The organism is Herbaspirillum sp. SJZ107 (assembly GCF_006715485.1).
Lineage (GTDB): Bacteria > Pseudomonadota > Gammaproteobacteria > Burkholderiales > Burkholderiaceae_D > Telluria.
The window spans coordinates 514,908-529,492 of the sequence record NZ_VFNH01000003.1 but is presented as its reverse complement, the minus strand read 5'-3'; the positions used below and the strand labels follow the sequence as shown (position 1 = coordinate 529,492).

At 68.2% G+C, this 14,585-nt stretch carries 13 protein-coding genes; 5 read left to right on the top strand and 8 right to left on the bottom strand.

Translation table 11 applies throughout. The annotated features are described in order from the left end of the window. Positions 1-73: 73 nt before the first annotated feature. From FBX97_RS20455 to FBX97_RS20445, 3 genes are all read left to right on the top strand, one after another. A complete protein-coding gene (locus FBX97_RS20455; RefSeq protein WP_141835925.1) occupies positions 74-1,648 on the top strand; it encodes a S41 family peptidase in 1,575 nt (524 codons plus the stop codon). A gap of 202 nt (positions 1,649-1,850) precedes the next feature. Further along, on the top strand, positions 1,851-3,611 hold the full coding sequence (locus FBX97_RS20450) for a M14 family metallopeptidase (protein WP_141835922.1): 1,761 nt from the start codon (positions 1,851-1,853) through the stop codon (positions 3,609-3,611). Between the two features lie 193 nt (positions 3,612-3,804). Further along, positions 3,805-5,169 carry an O-antigen ligase gene (locus FBX97_RS20445; protein ID WP_185748671.1) on the top strand — a complete coding sequence of 455 codons (1,365 nt, stop codon included), beginning with the start codon at positions 3,805-3,807 and terminating at the stop codon, positions 5,167-5,169. Here the strand turns inward: FBX97_RS20445 and FBX97_RS20440 are convergent. Genes FBX97_RS20440 through FBX97_RS20405 form a run of 8 tightly spaced genes read right to left on the bottom strand, consistent with a single transcriptional unit; the run spans position 5,133 to position 12,662 of the window. Beyond that, complete coding sequence (locus FBX97_RS20440; RefSeq protein WP_141835916.1) at positions 5,133-6,245, bottom strand: glycosyltransferase; 1,113 nt, start codon at positions 6,243-6,245, stop codon at positions 5,133-5,135. The two genes, FBX97_RS20445 and FBX97_RS20440, sit on opposite strands and share 37 nt — an antisense overlap. 22 nt (positions 6,246-6,267) lie before the next feature. Continuing rightward, positions 6,268-7,305 (bottom strand): WavE lipopolysaccharide synthesis family protein, encoded by a 1,038-nt coding sequence (locus FBX97_RS20435; protein WP_141835913.1) that lies wholly within the window; start codon positions 7,303-7,305, stop codon positions 6,268-6,270. Next, positions 7,292-8,305, bottom strand: a complete 1,014-nt coding sequence (locus tag FBX97_RS20430) for a hypothetical protein (protein ID WP_141835910.1) — start codon at positions 8,303-8,305, stop codon at positions 7,292-7,294. The genes FBX97_RS20435 and FBX97_RS20430 overlap by 14 nt, the downstream gene beginning before the upstream one ends. Next, positions 8,302-9,045, bottom strand: coding sequence for an NTP transferase domain-containing protein (locus tag FBX97_RS20425; protein ID WP_141835907.1), 744 nt, complete (start codon positions 9,043-9,045; stop codon positions 8,302-8,304). Before FBX97_RS20425 ends, FBX97_RS20430 begins: the two co-directional genes overlap by 4 nt. Next, a complete protein-coding gene (locus FBX97_RS20420; protein ID WP_141835904.1) occupies positions 9,002-10,615 on the bottom strand; it encodes a phosphotransferase in 1,614 nt (537 codons plus the stop codon). The genes FBX97_RS20425 and FBX97_RS20420 overlap by 44 nt, the downstream gene beginning before the upstream one ends. Then, positions 10,616-11,056 (bottom strand): capsular biosynthesis protein, encoded by a 441-nt coding sequence (locus tag FBX97_RS20415; RefSeq protein ID WP_141835901.1) that lies wholly within the window; start codon positions 11,054-11,056, stop codon positions 10,616-10,618. 58 nt (positions 11,057-11,114) lie between these two features. Beyond that, positions 11,115-11,834, bottom strand: coding sequence for an ABC transporter ATP-binding protein (locus tag FBX97_RS20410; protein ID WP_141835898.1), 720 nt, complete (start codon positions 11,832-11,834; stop codon positions 11,115-11,117). A 12-nt stretch (positions 11,835-11,846) separates the two neighbouring features. Continuing rightward, positions 11,847-12,662 carry an ABC transporter permease gene (locus tag FBX97_RS20405; RefSeq protein ID WP_141835895.1) on the bottom strand — a complete coding sequence of 272 codons (816 nt, stop codon included), beginning with the start codon at positions 12,660-12,662 and terminating at the stop codon, positions 11,847-11,849. 163 nt (positions 12,663-12,825) lie between these two features. Between FBX97_RS20405 and FBX97_RS20400 the strand changes: the two genes are divergently transcribed. Together FBX97_RS20400 and FBX97_RS20395 are read left to right on the top strand one after the other, a co-directional pair. Beyond that, a complete protein-coding gene (locus FBX97_RS20400; protein WP_141835892.1) occupies positions 12,826-13,674 on the top strand; it encodes a class I SAM-dependent methyltransferase in 849 nt (282 codons plus the stop codon). Then, a complete protein-coding gene (locus FBX97_RS20395; protein ID WP_141835889.1) occupies positions 13,671-14,552 on the top strand; it encodes a glycosyltransferase in 882 nt (293 codons plus the stop codon). Before FBX97_RS20400 ends, FBX97_RS20395 begins: the two co-directional genes overlap by 4 nt. Positions 14,553-14,585 lie beyond the last annotated feature (33 nt).

Genomic DNA, 14,585 nt, shown 5'->3' with positions numbered 1-14,585 from the left:
GGCCGTTGTATTTTTATCCCACTGTTACTTTTGGTTGGATTCAAGCAAAAGCGGCGCGACTATAATCAGACGCATGAATTCGCTCCTTCCTACCCGCATTGCATTGGCCGGTCATTCGACCGCGCCTCGTCTGGGCGCCTGCGCGCTCGCGGCTGCCATCCTGCTCAGCGCCTGCGGCGGCGGTGGGGGAGGCGGAGGCAGCTCGGTGGCGCCGGGTACCACGACCGGCACCACCCCGGGGACCACCACGCCGGGCACGATCCGCACCCCGGACGTGATCCCGAACGATTACCAGGCCTACGCCAACCTGTGCGCCAAGCCGCGCAGCGGCGTCGACGCCATCACCGGCCAGACCTTCCCGGACCGCCAGGGCACGCTGCTGGATGAAATGAAATTCCTGCGCGGCTGGGCCGACCGCAATTATCTGTGGTTCAACGAAATCCCGACCAATTTCTACATGGCGGATTTCACCAGCACGCTCGATTATTTCGACAAACTGAAAACCCCGGCCACCACCGCATCCGGCAAGCCGAAGGACCAGTTCCACTTTACCTACACGACGGCGGAATGGAATGCGCTCAGCACGGCGAGCCAGGAAACCGGCTACGGCGTGACCTGGGCCGCGAATGCGTCGAAGGCGCCGCGCACCTGGATCGTGGCCGCGGTCGAACCGAACTCGCCGGCCGCAAGCGCCGGCCTGCAGCGGGGCGACATGCTGGCGACCGTGGATGGCGTCGACTTCGTCAACACCAACACCGATGCCGGCATCGACACGATCAACGCCGGCCTGTATCCGACCCACAGCGGCGAGACGCACCGTTTCGGCCTCAAGCGCGGCGGCGTCACCCTGGACGTCAGCTTGAGCGCGGCCGTGGTGACGTCGGCCTCGGTGCAGAATGCCAAGGTGATCGATACCCCGACCGGCAAGGTTGCCTACCTGACGTTCAACGATTTCAATGCGACCGCCGAAAAGCAGCTGATCGACGCCTTCACCCTGTTCCAGGGCCAGGGCGTGAGCGACCTGGTGATCGACATGCGCTACAACGGCGGCGGCCTGCTCGGCATCGCCGCCGAGCTCGGCTACATGGTGGCGGGACCGGCCGCGGCCAACCAGACCTTCGAGCGCCTGATCTACAACAGCAAGACCGCGCCGGACGCACCCTTCACCTTCGCCACCAAGGCCTACGGCTACAGTGCGCCGAACGCGGTCAGCAGCGGCCAGGTCCTGCCTTACCTCGGCCTGAAGCACGTGACCGTGCTGACCACGGGCGACACCTGCTCGGCCAGCGAATCGGTGATCAACGGCTTGCGCGGCATCGACGTGCAGGTCGACATCATCGGCGGCGCCACCTGTGGCAAGCCCTACGGCTTCACCCCGGTCGACAACTGCGGCACGACGTATTTCTCGATCGAGTTCCAGGGCGTGAACGCGAAGAACTTCGGCGACTACGCCGACGGCTTCGCGCCGACCTGCACCGTGGCCGACGACTTTGCGCATGCCCCGGGCGATACCTCGGAAGGCTTGCTGGCGGCGGCGCTGGCTTACCGCACCGGCAAGGCTTGCCCGACCAGCCGCGCGAGCGCGCTGCCGCTGAAGCTGGTGCGGCCGGCGGCGAAGGAGGTTAAGGTGTTGCAGCTGCAGCATTGATATTCGTGTTGACCGAAAGACCGTCGCCCCCGCGCAGGCGGGGGCCCAAGTTGCACGCGTTTCGACGGCGCATGCAGAACTTGGGCTCCCTTCTTCGCGGGGGCGACGTTCATGGACTAACTGTTCTTCCCGACACTGCCTGTTTGCATCTATTGCCAGTTTATAATTTCCGGCTCATCCCCAACCCGCCGGAGTCCTCCTGATGTTGCGTTCCGCATTCCTGCTCGCCCTGCTTGCCGCCACCCCCGTACTGCACGCCGCCCCCGACCTCGTCACCGTTTCCGAACGTTCCGGCTTCACCGCCACCGGCCGTTACGACGAAGTGGTCAAGCTGTGCAGCGCCTTCCAGCAAGCCTATCCGAAGCAGGTCAAATGCTTCCAGTTCGGCACCACCCCGGAAGGCCGGCCGATGCTGGCGCTGGCGGTCAACGCCAGGGGCGTGTTCACGCCCGAGGCCGCGCGCCGCCACAAGCTGCCGGTGACGCTGATCCAGGGCGGCATCCACGCCGGCGAGATCGACGGCAAGGACGCCGGCTTCCTGGCGCTGCGCGAAATGCTGGACAACAAGATCGCCCCGGGTGTGCTCGACAAGCAGGTGCTGCTGTTCGTGCCGGTGTTCAACGTCGACGGCCACGAGCGCTTCGCCAAATGGAACCGTCCCAACCAGCGCGGCCCGGTCGAGATGGGCTGGCGCACCACCGCCCAGAATTTCAATTTGAACCGCGACTACGTCAAGGCCGATGCGCCCGAGATGCAAGCCATGCTGGCCATGGTCAATGCCTGGGATCCGCTGACTTATGTCGACCTGCACGTGACCGACGGCGCCATGTTCCAGCACGACGTCTCGATCCAGGTCGAGCCGGTGTATTCGGGCGACCCGGCCTTCCGCCAGGCCGGCCTGGCGCTGCGCGCCGGCGTGATCGAGGACATCAGCAAGCAGGGCTCGTCGCCACAGTCGTATTACATGTCGTTCAAGGAAACCGACGACCCGGCCTCGGGCTTCGTCGACAGCGTGTCCGACCCGCGCTTTTCGACCGGCTATTTCCAGCTGCGCAACCGGATGGCGATGCTGGTCGAGACCCACTCGTGGAAGGATTACCCGACCCGGGTGCGCATCACCCATAACTCGTTCGTGTCGGTGTTGCAGCAGGTGGCGCGTCATGGCCAGGCCTGGCAGCAGGCCGCGCTCGATGCGGACGCGCGCGCGACGAAGATCGCCGGCCAGCCGGTGGCGCTGACCTATAAAACCACCGACAAGACCACGATGGTCGACTTCCAGGGCTATGCCTATACGCGCACCATGTCCGACGTGTCCGGCATGCTGATGACCCGCTACGACGAAAGCAAGCCGCAGGTCTGGCACGTGCCGTTGCGCGACGAGGTGGTCGAAGACCTGCAGGTAAAAGCGCCGGGTGCCGGCTACGTGGTGCCGGCGGCCTGGGCGCAGATCGTCGCGGCCAAGCTGGTCCAGCACGGCATCGGCTACCGTACCCTGGACAAGGCGGTGGACGGCGCCGCCGTCGACACCTTCCGCGCCGACAAGGCCAGCTTTGCGCCGACGTCGTTCGAATCGCACCAGCGCCTGAAGGTCGAAGGCAGCTGGAAACGCGAGCCGCGCACGCTGGCCAAGGGTGCGCTGTTCGTGCCGATCGCCCAGCCCAAGGCGAGATTGGTGATGGCGCTGTTCGAGCCGCAGGGGCCGGATTCGCTGCTGGCCTGGGGCGAGTTCAACAACGCCTTCGAGCGCAAGGAATACATGGAAGAGTACGTGGCCGAAGACGTCGCGCGCGCGCAGATGGCAAAGGATCCGGCACTGGCCGCGGAATTTCGCAAGAAGGTCGAGACCGACGCCGCGTTTGCCAAGAACCCGCACGCGCGCCTCGAATTCTTCGCGCGCCGCCACCCGTCCTGGGACGAGCGCCTGAACCTGTACCCGGTGATGCGCACCGACAGCGTGCTGTGATGCGCGTGCTGTAAAGCGCCTCACCCCTGATGCATGTCCACGCGCGCACCCGAGGGTGCGCGCTAGACTGGGGCGATTGCCTTCATGGTCTTCGCCCATGCATCGCCTCCTTCATCGGCTTCATCGGCCTCATTGGTTTTTTGATTGGCCCGTTCAGCGGCGCGATGTCCGCCAGGCCTGGGCTGCGCTCCTGGTGCTGACGTTTCCCTTGCTGAGCCTGGTCACCGGTTTCGGCATCGGCCTGGCCGGTTTCCTGTTCCTGTTCACTGCCTGCCTGTGGTGGCGCGGCTGCCTGGCTGCCTTGCGCGCGTACTGGCCGCAGACGCGCTGGGTGCTGCTGGCCTTCCTGCTGCACCTGGCTTGCGTGCTGGCGCTGGCGCTGGGACGCACGCACGGCGCCAATGCGGTCGACGGACCGCTGCGCATGTGCAGCGCCGGCGCCGCCATGCTGGTGGTGCAGGCCGGCCGGCCATCCTTGCGTGCACTGTGGCTGGGCGTGGCCGGCGGCGCGCTGCTGGGGGCCGGTTTCGTCGGCTGGCAGCGCCTGGCGCTGGGCATGGAACGGCCGGGCGGGTTGCTCAATCCGATCACCTTCGGCGATCTGGCGCTGTGTCTGTCCCTGCTGGCGCTGGTCGGCGCGGCCGCAGTACGCCACGCTGCGCTGCGCGCGATCGCGGCGCTGGGCGTGGTGTCCGGGCTGGCAGCCTCGCTGCTGACCGGCAGCCGCGGCGGCTGGCTGGCGCTGCCGGCCGCCTTCATGCTGCTGGCGGCGGCCAGGCGGCAGGCATTGCTGCCGCGCCGCCTGGTACTCGGCGTGCCCGTGCTGGCCTGCGCGCTGGCGCTCGCTGCCTATGCCGTGCCGCAGACCGGGGTGCATGCGCGCGTCGCGGTCGGCGTCGAGGACGTCCAGCGCTACCTGGCCGGCAGCCCGGTCGCCACTTCGATCGGCGTACGCCTCGATCTATGGAAGGCGGGCCTGCGCCTCGCCGCGGAACACCCGTGGCGCGGCCTCGACACGCCGGCCTATAAACGCCGCATGCACGCATGGGTCGCCGCAGGCGAGCTCAGTCCGGCCGTGTTCGCCCCGCCGGAACCGCCGCACATGCACAACGATGCCCTGCAGGCCCTGGTCACGCGCGGCATTCCCGGCTTGTGCGCCTGGGCCGGGATCCTGCTGCTGCCTTTCCTGTTCTTCCGGGCCCGGCTGGCACGTGCGCCGGAGGCGGAACCGCGCGCGCGACCGACCCAGCGCCAGTCGGCGGCGCTGGCCGGCATGCTGGTGGTGCTGGCCTATGCCGCCTTCGGCCTGAGCGAAGTCATATTCTGGTCGATGAAGGGCAGCCTGTTCTATGCTTTGATGGTGTTCCTGCTGATGGGCTGGTGCCTGGTGGACGAGGAAGCCGGGGCCAGTGCGGACAGCAGGCTGACCGGCGGTGCGACCGACGGCGCCATCGACGACGCAACTGCCGGCACGGCAGACAAGCTAGCGGCTGACACGGCTCCCGGCATGATGCAGGCCGGTCAAGCGCGGCCGGGACCGATGTCGGCCGGGTCCTGAGACGGACCGGTCATGGCTTGCGCTGGACCGGTCGCAGCGCGCGGCGGATCGGCTGTGCCCCGGTGTGGACCGGCAGGACGCGTTGGCAGCCGGGCCAGCGTTTCCGGGAACGGTCCCAGCCGCCCATGGAGGCCGTCGCCGATCGCGCGCAGCAGGATAGCGACGGCACCGCGGCGCAGGCGGCCGCCGCTGGCGCCCCACAGCGCCAGGCCGAACAGCAGCGTGACCACGGTCGGCACCACGGGCAGCGTGGCATAGGCGCGCGCCACGGCGATGCGGTTGCGGATGGTGAAATAGTGCTTGGGGCCGAACGGTCCCGCGCGCAGGCGGGCGCGGCGTGCCCGCAAATGTTCGACCACGCTGGCGGGCACCAGCCACACGGATCGTCCGGCGCGTCCCAGGCGCAGCGCATATTCGGTGTCGTCGTAGCCGAGGAAAAAGCCGCGCTCGGGCATGCCGACCTCGGCGATGGAAGCCGCCGCGACCAGGAAGCCGACAAAGGACGCGGTATCGACGCGGCAGGGCGGCCCGTCGTAGGCGGCACGCGGCAGCGGCAGTTCGATGGCGCTCGGCAGGTGGTAGCGGCGCCGGTGGCGCAGGGCGATGTCGCCGAATTCGCGCACCGTGCCGCACAGGGCGCCGATGCGGGCATCTGTGCCGGCCACCACGTCGAGCAATTGCGCCAGCGCATCCGGGCGCGCCATCGCATCGTCGTCCAGCAGCCAGATCCAGTCGTGGCCGTCCGCGAAGGCGTGCGTCATGCCGAGCGCAAAGCCGCCGGCGCCGCCGAGGTTGGTGTCGGAACGCAGCAGTGTCACCGGATGCCGGCGTGCCGCCCCGGCTGCGCCGCTTGTGCCGGTTGCACCTGGTGTGCCGGCGGCCCCACTGCCGGCTGCGCCATTACTGTCCGCACCATTCCCGGCCGCGCCGATCGTGGCCGGCATGCAGGGCGGGTCGCTGGCATTGTCGACGACATAGATGGCATCCAGCGGCCGGGTCTGGGCACGCAGCGCGGCCAGCGCCTGCAGCAGCAGCTGCGGACGGTTGTGGGTGACGAGGACGGCGGCGACGCGCATGCTGTGTCCGTTCGAATGGCGCTCAGCCGCGCGCCAGGTGCCGTACCATCCGGGCCGCCAGCCGGCGCACCGGGTGGTGTGGCCGGTTCGGGTCGAACAGCAGCCCGTGCAGCGCGCGGCTATGCGCGAAGGCGCCGCGTGCCAGCGCTTTCTGGCGCCGGCGCGCCTCGATCAGCGCATGCAGCGGGGCCGGATCGGCCACCCCGGCCAGCGTCGGATTGGCCAGCGCCAGCCAGTCCAGGTGCATCAGGTTGTTGAGGCGCTGGAACGGCGAGTTGCCGACCCAGCCGTATTTATCGAAGCGCAAGCCGATCTGCCACGGGTCGAGCAGCATCGCGTCCTGCGCCAGGAAGCGCCGGTAATCCATCAGCACGGTATCGGACACGTCGTTCAGGAAGCTTGGTACGGTATAGCCGCGCCCATGCGCGAAATGCAGGCACAGGTGCTGTTCGACTGCAAAGCGCGCACGGAACTGGCGCTCGAACACGGTGGAGCCGGCGGCGTGGTCCTGGCTTTCGTACAGGCGCGCATCCTTGGCCGACATCGGCGGTGCCGCCCAGTAGTCGCGCAGCAGCGGCGTCGGGCCGAACTGGAACCAGTCGCTCAGGTGGAAGGGCAGCCGTTCGAACATGCTCGGATCGAGCGTGAAGAAGGACGAGGCCAGCAGGCGGTCGCGGCCGTCGTCGAGGGCAAGCTGCTCGCGGTAATAGTCGATGAAGCCGCCATGCTCGAGGCGGCAGTCGGTGCGCAGCTTGGCCGCATACGGGGTCTCGACCGCGGCCAGCCCGGCGCGCGTGCTCAGCAGCTGGCGGTTGATGTTGTTGGCCTTGCTGTCGCCGAGTTTCAGCGGCGCCAGGCCGCCCGGGTCCGCGCTCTCCACCACCGCATCCACCTGCAGCCCCGGCGGCAGTTCGGTGCCGGCCCAGGTGGACAGGACGATGCGCGCTCCCGGCAGCACCTTGCGCGTGAGCCGGATATTGCGCGCGAAGTCGTCGTGCTCGCGCGTGACATAGGGTTTGACGGCGCCTTGGAACACCAGCGTGATGTCAGTGGTCTTCATGGGCGCGCCTATCCTGGGGTTGCGTGCTCGATCGATCGGGTTGACTGCCCAGCTGATCTATATAGCGGCGCAGCGGCGCATCGGCCCGCCGCGGCACGCGCTTGACGCCGTACAGCCCGTGGCGGTCGAACACGCGCCATTTGCCGTGGCCGTCGGACAGCCACTCGTAGGGCGCCAGCGCTTCGGCACGGTCGTGGGCAATGCGCTCGACCCAGCCCTGGTCGATGCGGTGGAAGCCGGAACGGATCATCAGGAATTCCAGCGCGCGCCGCGGCAGCCAGCGTGCATCGCCGCGGCGCCCGATGAAGGGGTCGACCACGGCCAGCACGCGCCAGAACACGCGGTCGAAGCGGTGCACTTCCGAAAACACGTAGGGCGTGCCGGCAACCGCCGCACCGCAGGCATGGGCGACCGTCGACAGCCACACTTCCTCGCGCGGATACGGCACCGGCGCCGGCTGCCGGGCGGCGTGCTTGACGATGTCGGCGATCTCGTAGAGCAGGGTGGCGTCGTAGCTCGATCCTTCGACCTGGGACCCGAGCGCGGGCGCATCGCCCAGGCGCCTGCGCAGCGCCAGCAGCGGCTGGTCGCCTAGTGCCGCCCCGGCAAAGCGCCAGCGGCTGCCCGGCCGGATCGGGCGCCGGTGCAGGAAGCTGCCAGCCTTGTCGAGATGGCTGCCCAGGCCGTGCCGCACCAGCATGTCGTTCGAGGAGTGCAGGCAGATGCGCGTGCAGGCCGGCAGCTGGCGCCGGATCCAGGCGATGTTGGCGAGGTGCGCCAGAAGGATATTGCCCCAGCCGGTGGCCAGGCGCTGCGGATTGACGACGGCGTTGGCGCAGCCGCCGGCGGCCAGCGCGGCTTCCAGCTGGGCCGGCGTGAAGCGGGCGTCGGCGGAGACGTGCAGCACCACCTGCGCCGCCGGCAGGAAGGCGGCGAAGTTGGCCAGCTGCCCGGCGATCACGGCGGGACGCGTGTGCACGGGCAGCGAGACGCAGATCAAGGCAGGCTCCGGTGCGAGGCCACCAGTGCCCCGTATTCGGCCGGGGTGCCGGCGAAATGCACGCGGCTGGCCGGCGCTTCGTCGTACACGATGTGGCGCCCCGCTTCGATCAGCGTGTTGTACAGCGGCGCCACGTACAGTTCGCCCCAGCGTTCCAGGTAGGCGGCCGGGTCGTGCAGCGCCACTTCGCAGGCGGCGGCGAAATCGGCGGCGCGCGCAAAATAATACAGGCCGGTACAGCACAGGCCGGAGATGCGGCGTTTTTCGGCGGTTTCGGCGACGCGCCGGGTGAACGAAGCGGCCGGACGCACGAAGGACCAGTGCTCGCCGGGCGCGTGCACGACGTCGAGATAGCCGTCGCTGTGCGCCGCCTCCGCGGGAAAGCGGTAGCCGGGGCGGATGGTGTCGATGTTGAAGATCAGGATCGCGTCGCTGGCGGGACAGCCCGCTTCGCGCAGCCCGAGCAGTACGGTTTCGGCCTGGCCGCGCGTGGGCGCGGCCAGCGTGACGACGCAGCGGTCGGCGATGCCCAGGCGTTCGCACTCGGCGCCGATGAACGCTTCGGCGCTGCAGCCGGCGCGCGCCACGAACAGGAAGCGCTCGCTATCGAAATAACGTTCGAACGAGCGCATGCAGCAGGCGAACAGCGACTCGCCCTGCAGCGGCAGTTCGTACTTGGGACGGTCGTAGCCGGCTTCACGGAAGCGCCGGCTCTGGCCCGCCATCGGGATGACGATCATCGGATTTCCATTCCAGGTAGAGCCTGATGCCGTTCGCCATCAGCGCCTGCTGGCGCCGCGGGTCGTCCGCATGCAGGGGAAGCATCGACAGGAACAGCAGCACCATCGCCGGATGGCACTGCCACTGCGCGGGCCGCTGCCCGGCAAAGGACGTCGCGGCGAACAGGCGCTGCACCGCCAGGCAGCGTTCGGACAGCACGCGGAACTGCAGGGCCTGGCCCTCCGCCCGCAGCAGATAGAAGCCGGCGACGATGAAGTCGTACAGCCCCAGTACCGAATGCGCCAGCTTGCCGAGGTCGTAGCGCAGGTCGCCGAAGCGGGCCGGACGGCCGAGGGCATCGGTACCGCGCGGGTCGACCATCTTGACGCGGCCGGCGCGGAAGTCGAACAGGATATTGCTGAAGCAAAAGTCCCCATGCAGGAAGGCCGGCACCGGCGGTGTCGCCAGCAGGGCCGTGGCGGCATGCGCGGCGATCGCGCGCAGCGACGGTGCCGGGCGTCCGTTGAGGGTCCAGGGCGCGTCCAGGTCGACGCCGGCCTGCCCGGCATAGGCCTGCAGGCGTTGTACGGTCTTGTCGACCCAGGTCTGGCGCAGCATGTCGTCATCCAGCCGGACAGCGTCCAGCCGCGATGCCGCCAGGCTGCCGGCCGTACGCAGGTAGGCGTCGCAGGCGCGGAAGATGCGGTGCCAGACGCGCTCGGGCAGGCGGCCGAACACGTACAGCTCGTTCAGCGCGGCCAGGTGCAGGTATTCGAGCTGGTAGGCACAGGCGCCGCCATTGCCGTCGTCCGCGGTGGTGCGGCAGATGTAGGGCGCCAGGTAGGGTTTGATTTGCGCCGGCGCCTGCTCGAACCAGCTCGCCTCGGCCATGATCTTGGCGTTGTCGCTGCCGGACTTGGTGACTACGCCGTCCGCCACCCGCAGCTGGTTGAAATGGCGCTGGGTGGTGATGATGCGCTTGGAATCGAAATAGGTGTGCACGTGGCCGAAGTCGAGCCAGCGCGACACCGTCCAGTGCGCCAGCCCGCCGACGGCGCGGTCGTAGGCGCGCACGGCGGCGATGAAGTCGTCGGTCGTCTCGAGCTGGGTGCGCAGCAGGCCGGCGTCGGCAAACGAGAACAGCCCGGTCCAGGTGCCGCCCGGCTGGCCGCTGGACGGCGCTTCCTGGTACCAGTCGTAGTACTCGTCGGTGTGGCCGACCGCCAGCCAGTCGCTGCCTTCGCGCAGCGGATCGGTGATCAGGGTGTCGCCATACAGGATGTCGAGCGGGCCGGCGGCGCCCGTCGGGGGGACGACCTCGAGGAATTCGCGCACGGCGGCCCCCAGCGCCGCGCCCGGCGTGGTGCGCAGCACGTCGACGCGGTGCTCGCGCAGCCACAGCGTGTCGGCTTCGTCGAGGCGGAAGTCGTCCGGCACCGTCAGGCAGACGCGCTCGTGCAGGCGGCCGAACTGGCCGATCTGGTAGGTGTACAGGCGGCGGTTCCCGACCGGCAGGAAGGCCGGCGGGATGCGCCCGAACTCGGCCGCGAGTTCGCTTTCGACGTAGGCGCCGGAGGTAATGAGCAGCATTCAGGCACCGGCCTTTTCGGCGGCAAGCAGGGCGTGGATGGCCGGCAGCGAATAGCGCAGGAATTCCGATGGCCGGATCGACTTGTCGTCCACGTAGAACCCTTCCAGGCCGCACCACGGTTTGCCGACGTAGATTTCGTCGAAGGGGACGTCGTGCCGGTCCAGCCAGTCGAGGATGGCCGGCAGCGTGTGCGCGTTGATCTTGCCGATGTTGCCGTCGAAGGTGCGCATGTTGCGGCTGGTGCTGATGACGATGTCGAAGCCGTTGGCGCGGTATTCGCGCAGGCGCGCGATCAGCGCCAGGTTGGGCAGCGCATGCGCATAGCGGGCCGGCGCCGGCTCGGGGGATGCCGCGCCGGGCATCGCCGCGCCGGGCGCCGCCACGTCGGCGGGCGCCGTCAGCGCGATGGTTTCGTCGAGGTCGATGATCAGTCGTTTCATGCGCCGAGCATAGCCCGCACAAACTGGTGCTTTGCTGATCCACATCTATCGTGCTCGATCAAAGCGCGGACGCATCGATTTCCGTGACCTGGCCATGTTCCAGGCGCAGGAAGCGGCTGCAGTAGCGTTTCAGGGCGGCGCTGTCGTGCGAGGCGAACACGAAGATGCTGACGGTGGAAATCAGGGATTCCATGCGCTGCGCCGCCTTTTCCTGGAATTCGGCGTCGCCGGCGCCGAAGACCTCGTCGACCAGCAGGATGTCGGGCCGGGTCGATGTCGCCACCGCGAACATCAGGCGCGTGGCCATACCGGCCGAATAGGTGCGCACCGGCAGGCCGAGGAAGGGCCCGAGCTGGGTAAAGGCCTCGATGTCGTCCATGCGCGCGCGGATCTCGCTTTGGTCAATGCCCATCAGCAGGCCCATGCGCTGGATGTTTTCGTAGCCGCTCAGTTCGCCATCCATGCCGGCGCCGAGCTCGAACACGGTGGCGATGCGGCCGCTGCGCCGCACGCTGCCCCAGGCCGGCTGGTAGACGCCGGCCATGGTGCGCAGCAGGGTGCTCTTGCCGGCGCCGTTGTGGCCGACCAGGCCGACCGCGTCGCCGTCGCGCAGCGTGAAGCTGACGTCGCGCAGCGCGGTGACGATCTGCACCCCCGACGATTCGCGCTCGATGCGCCCGCCGGTGGAAATGCTCACCAGGCGCGAGCGCAGCGACTTGGCGCGCACGTCGTACACCGGGTATTGCACGGTGACATCGTGGAATTCGAGCAGGGCCATGGCGCGATCCGCTCACAGCCAGTAGGCGATGCGGTCGCGCTTGGCATTGAACAGCCACAGCGTGAACAGCCAGCCCGCCAGCGCCAGCAGGCAGGTGGTCAGCACCACGAAGCCGGGCGGCGCCGTGCCCAGCAGCGGATAGCGCACGATCTCGATCAGGTGGCTCAGCGGGTTGAACCAGACGACATGGCCGTTGAAGGGCAGGTAGCTGGGCCGGTAGAACACGGGACTGAGGAACATCAGCAGCGGCATGGCCGCATTGACCACGTATTCGAGGTCGCGGAAGCGCGCCCCCAGCATCGACAGCAGCAGGCTGATCCAGAGCAGGTTGACCGCCACCAGCGCCAGGCAGGGGACGGCCAGCAGCGTGGCCCAGGTGACTGGCAGCCGGAAGATCAGGAGCACGGCGACCAGCACCGGCAAGTTGTGCAGGAAATTGATCAGGTGCTTGAGCAGCATCTGGATCGGCGGCATCGACAGCGGGACGCTGAGGTTGCGCAGGATCGCGCTCTGGCGCCAGTAGGTGGTGGTGGCTTCGCCGATGCAGCCGCTGAGCAGCTGCCACATGATCAGCCCGGCGGTGAGCGAGGGCACGAAGCTGGCACGGTCGATGTGCAGCAGCTCGCTCCATACCAGGCCCAGGCCGAGGGTGCCGGCGGCAGTGCCGAGCGTCATCCAGAACGGGCCCAGCACGCTCCTGCGGTAGCGCGCGCGCAGGTCGCCGGCGGCCATGAAGGCGATCACGTGCAGCAGCCGCATAGCGCGGCCGAGGTCGCTCAATGCCGGGCTGCCGGCGCCCGCGCCGGGATTGCGTTCAGTCAGGAACATGATATGCAGGCAGGGTGGCTGAAGCGCAGATTGTCCGGGAGCCTCGGCAGCGCCGACTGATCTTGCGCAATCCGGCGCGATTCCGCTGCAACCGTCCAGCAGCCGGACGCTCTGAACTCATGTACGCCCCGATGCTTGCGATGCTTGATGTGGAGGAAAGGCAATGAGCGACTACCTGAAACAGTATGCGAGCATGCAGAAACTGTTCTACGACGCGACCCCGGCTTCGGTCGAGGAAATCGTCGGCAATTACGATTATCACGAGAATTTCCCGTACGAGACCCATCTGCTGCACCGATACGGCGACATCCGCAAGCCGGTGCTGGCCGATCCGTCACGCGCGCGCGGCTTCGAGATCGGCTGCGGCGAAGGGCGCATGATCCGGCGCATGGCGCGCCTGCTGCGCCAGGTCGACGGCGCCGACATCTCCGAAAAAATGGTACGCGCGGCGCGTTCCCGTACGCCCGGTTCGGAAATCTTCCTCAGTGCCGGGACCGACTGCGGCGGCGCGCCGTCCTCGAGCTACGATTTCGCCTACTGCGCGATCTCGATGCAGCACATCTGCGTGCACGATACCCGCGCCGCCATCCTCGACGACATCGTGCGCATCCTGCGTCCGGACGGCTGCGCCACGCTGCAGTTCTTCTTCTCCAGGTACTACCCGTACTGCCGCACCTCGGCGCCGCCGGCCAACGAATCCTTCCTGCTCGACGTGCACCACCTCGACCGCCTGCACGCGCGCTGGTTCGAGAACCGCTGGGATGCGGCCGGCACCAACAGCGTATGCGACGTCGCCTTCGGCACCCAGGACATTCCGGAGGTGGTCGGCGATTTCAAACGCTGGTTCGGCGAGGTCGAGGTGTGGTTCCACGACATCTCGATCGGCCGGCCCGAGTCGCGCGGCAACGGCCGGCCGCGTATCCTGCCCGAAGTCCATCCGAACTGCCACGGCTGGGAAGATGCCTGGTTCACGCACATGGCCTTCTTCCACTTGCGAGAGCCGCGCAAATGAAGACGCCGGCCGTGGAAGCCAGCTGCTGCATCGTCTGCTACCACAACCCACCCGACCAGGTGGAACGGCTGCTGGCCAGCGTCACCATGGCCAGGCCGCGCATGCTGGTGTACCTGGTCGACAATTCGCGCACCGACGCGCTGCGCGCCCTGGCCGGCCGCGCCGGCGCGGTCTACCGCCACCAGCCGGACAATCCGGGCTATGCGCGCGCCCACAACTGGGCCCTGAACGCGGCGGCCGCGGCCGGCAGCCGCTACCACCTGGTGCTGAATCCCGACGTGCAGCTGCCGCTGGACGGCATCGGCAAGCTGCTCGCCTACATGGAAGCCCATCCCGACGTCGGCCTGCTGGCGCCGCGCGTGCATTACCCGGACGGCCGCCTGCAGCCGCTCTGCAAACTGCTGCCGCACCCGCTGGAACTGGCGGTGCGCCGCTTCTTTCCGCTGCTGCACCGATCGAGTGGGCGGCTGGCGCGCTACGAACTGCACGGCAGCGGCTACAGCCAGGTGATGGACGTGCCGGCGCTGTCCGGCTGCTTCATGCTGATGCGGGTCGAGACCGTGCTGCGCGTCGGCCTGTTCGACGAGCGCTTCTTCCTGTACTTCGAAGACGTCGACCTGTCGCGCCGGGTCGGCCGCGTGGCGCGCACGGTGTTCGTGCCGCACGTGGCCATCGTCCACGATTACGGGCGCGGCTCCTACCGCAACTGGCGGCTGCTCTGGCACCACATGGTGTCGGCGGCGCGCTATTTTAATAAGTGGGGATGGGTGCGCGACCCGGAGCGCGACCGCATCAATGCACGGGCACTCAGGGAAGCCGGACTGACGCGCAGCCGGCCTGCCGCGCCGGCGCCTGCCGAAAACGACCTGCGGCCATGAAGGCCGCAGTCGAGGACGGCCATGAAGGCCGCA

Coding starts and splice junctions, on each gene's coding strand:
- FBX97_RS20455 (WP_141835925.1), top strand. CDS start 74: ATGAATTCGCTCCTTCCTACCCGCATTGCATTGGCCGGTCATTCGACC.
- FBX97_RS20450 (WP_141835922.1), top strand. CDS start 1,851: ATGTTGCGTTCCGCATTCCTGCTCGCCCTGCTTGCCGCCACCCCCGTA.
- FBX97_RS20440 (WP_141835916.1), bottom strand. CDS start 6,245: ATGCGCGTCGCCGCCGTCCTCGTCACCCACAACCGTCCGCAGCTGCTG.
- FBX97_RS20435 (WP_141835913.1), bottom strand. CDS start 7,305: ATGAAGACCACTGACATCACGCTGGTGTTCCAAGGCGCCGTCAAACCC.
- FBX97_RS20425 (WP_141835907.1), bottom strand. CDS start 9,045: ATGATCGTCATCCCGATGGCGGGCCAGAGCCGGCGCTTCCGTGAAGCC.
- FBX97_RS20420 (WP_141835904.1), bottom strand. CDS start 10,615: ATGCTGCTCATTACCTCCGGCGCCTACGTCGAAAGCGAACTCGCGGCC.
- FBX97_RS20415 (WP_141835901.1), bottom strand. CDS start 11,056: ATGAAACGACTGATCATCGACCTCGACGAAACCATCGCGCTGACGGCG.
- FBX97_RS20410 (WP_141835898.1), bottom strand. CDS start 11,834: ATGGCCCTGCTCGAATTCCACGATGTCACCGTGCAATACCCGGTGTAC.
- FBX97_RS20405 (WP_141835895.1), bottom strand. CDS start 12,662: ATGTTCCTGACTGAACGCAATCCCGGCGCGGGCGCCGGCAGCCCGGCA.
- FBX97_RS20400 (WP_141835892.1), top strand. CDS start 12,826: ATGAGCGACTACCTGAAACAGTATGCGAGCATGCAGAAACTGTTCTAC.
- FBX97_RS20395 (WP_141835889.1), top strand. CDS start 13,671: ATGAAGACGCCGGCCGTGGAAGCCAGCTGCTGCATCGTCTGCTACCAC.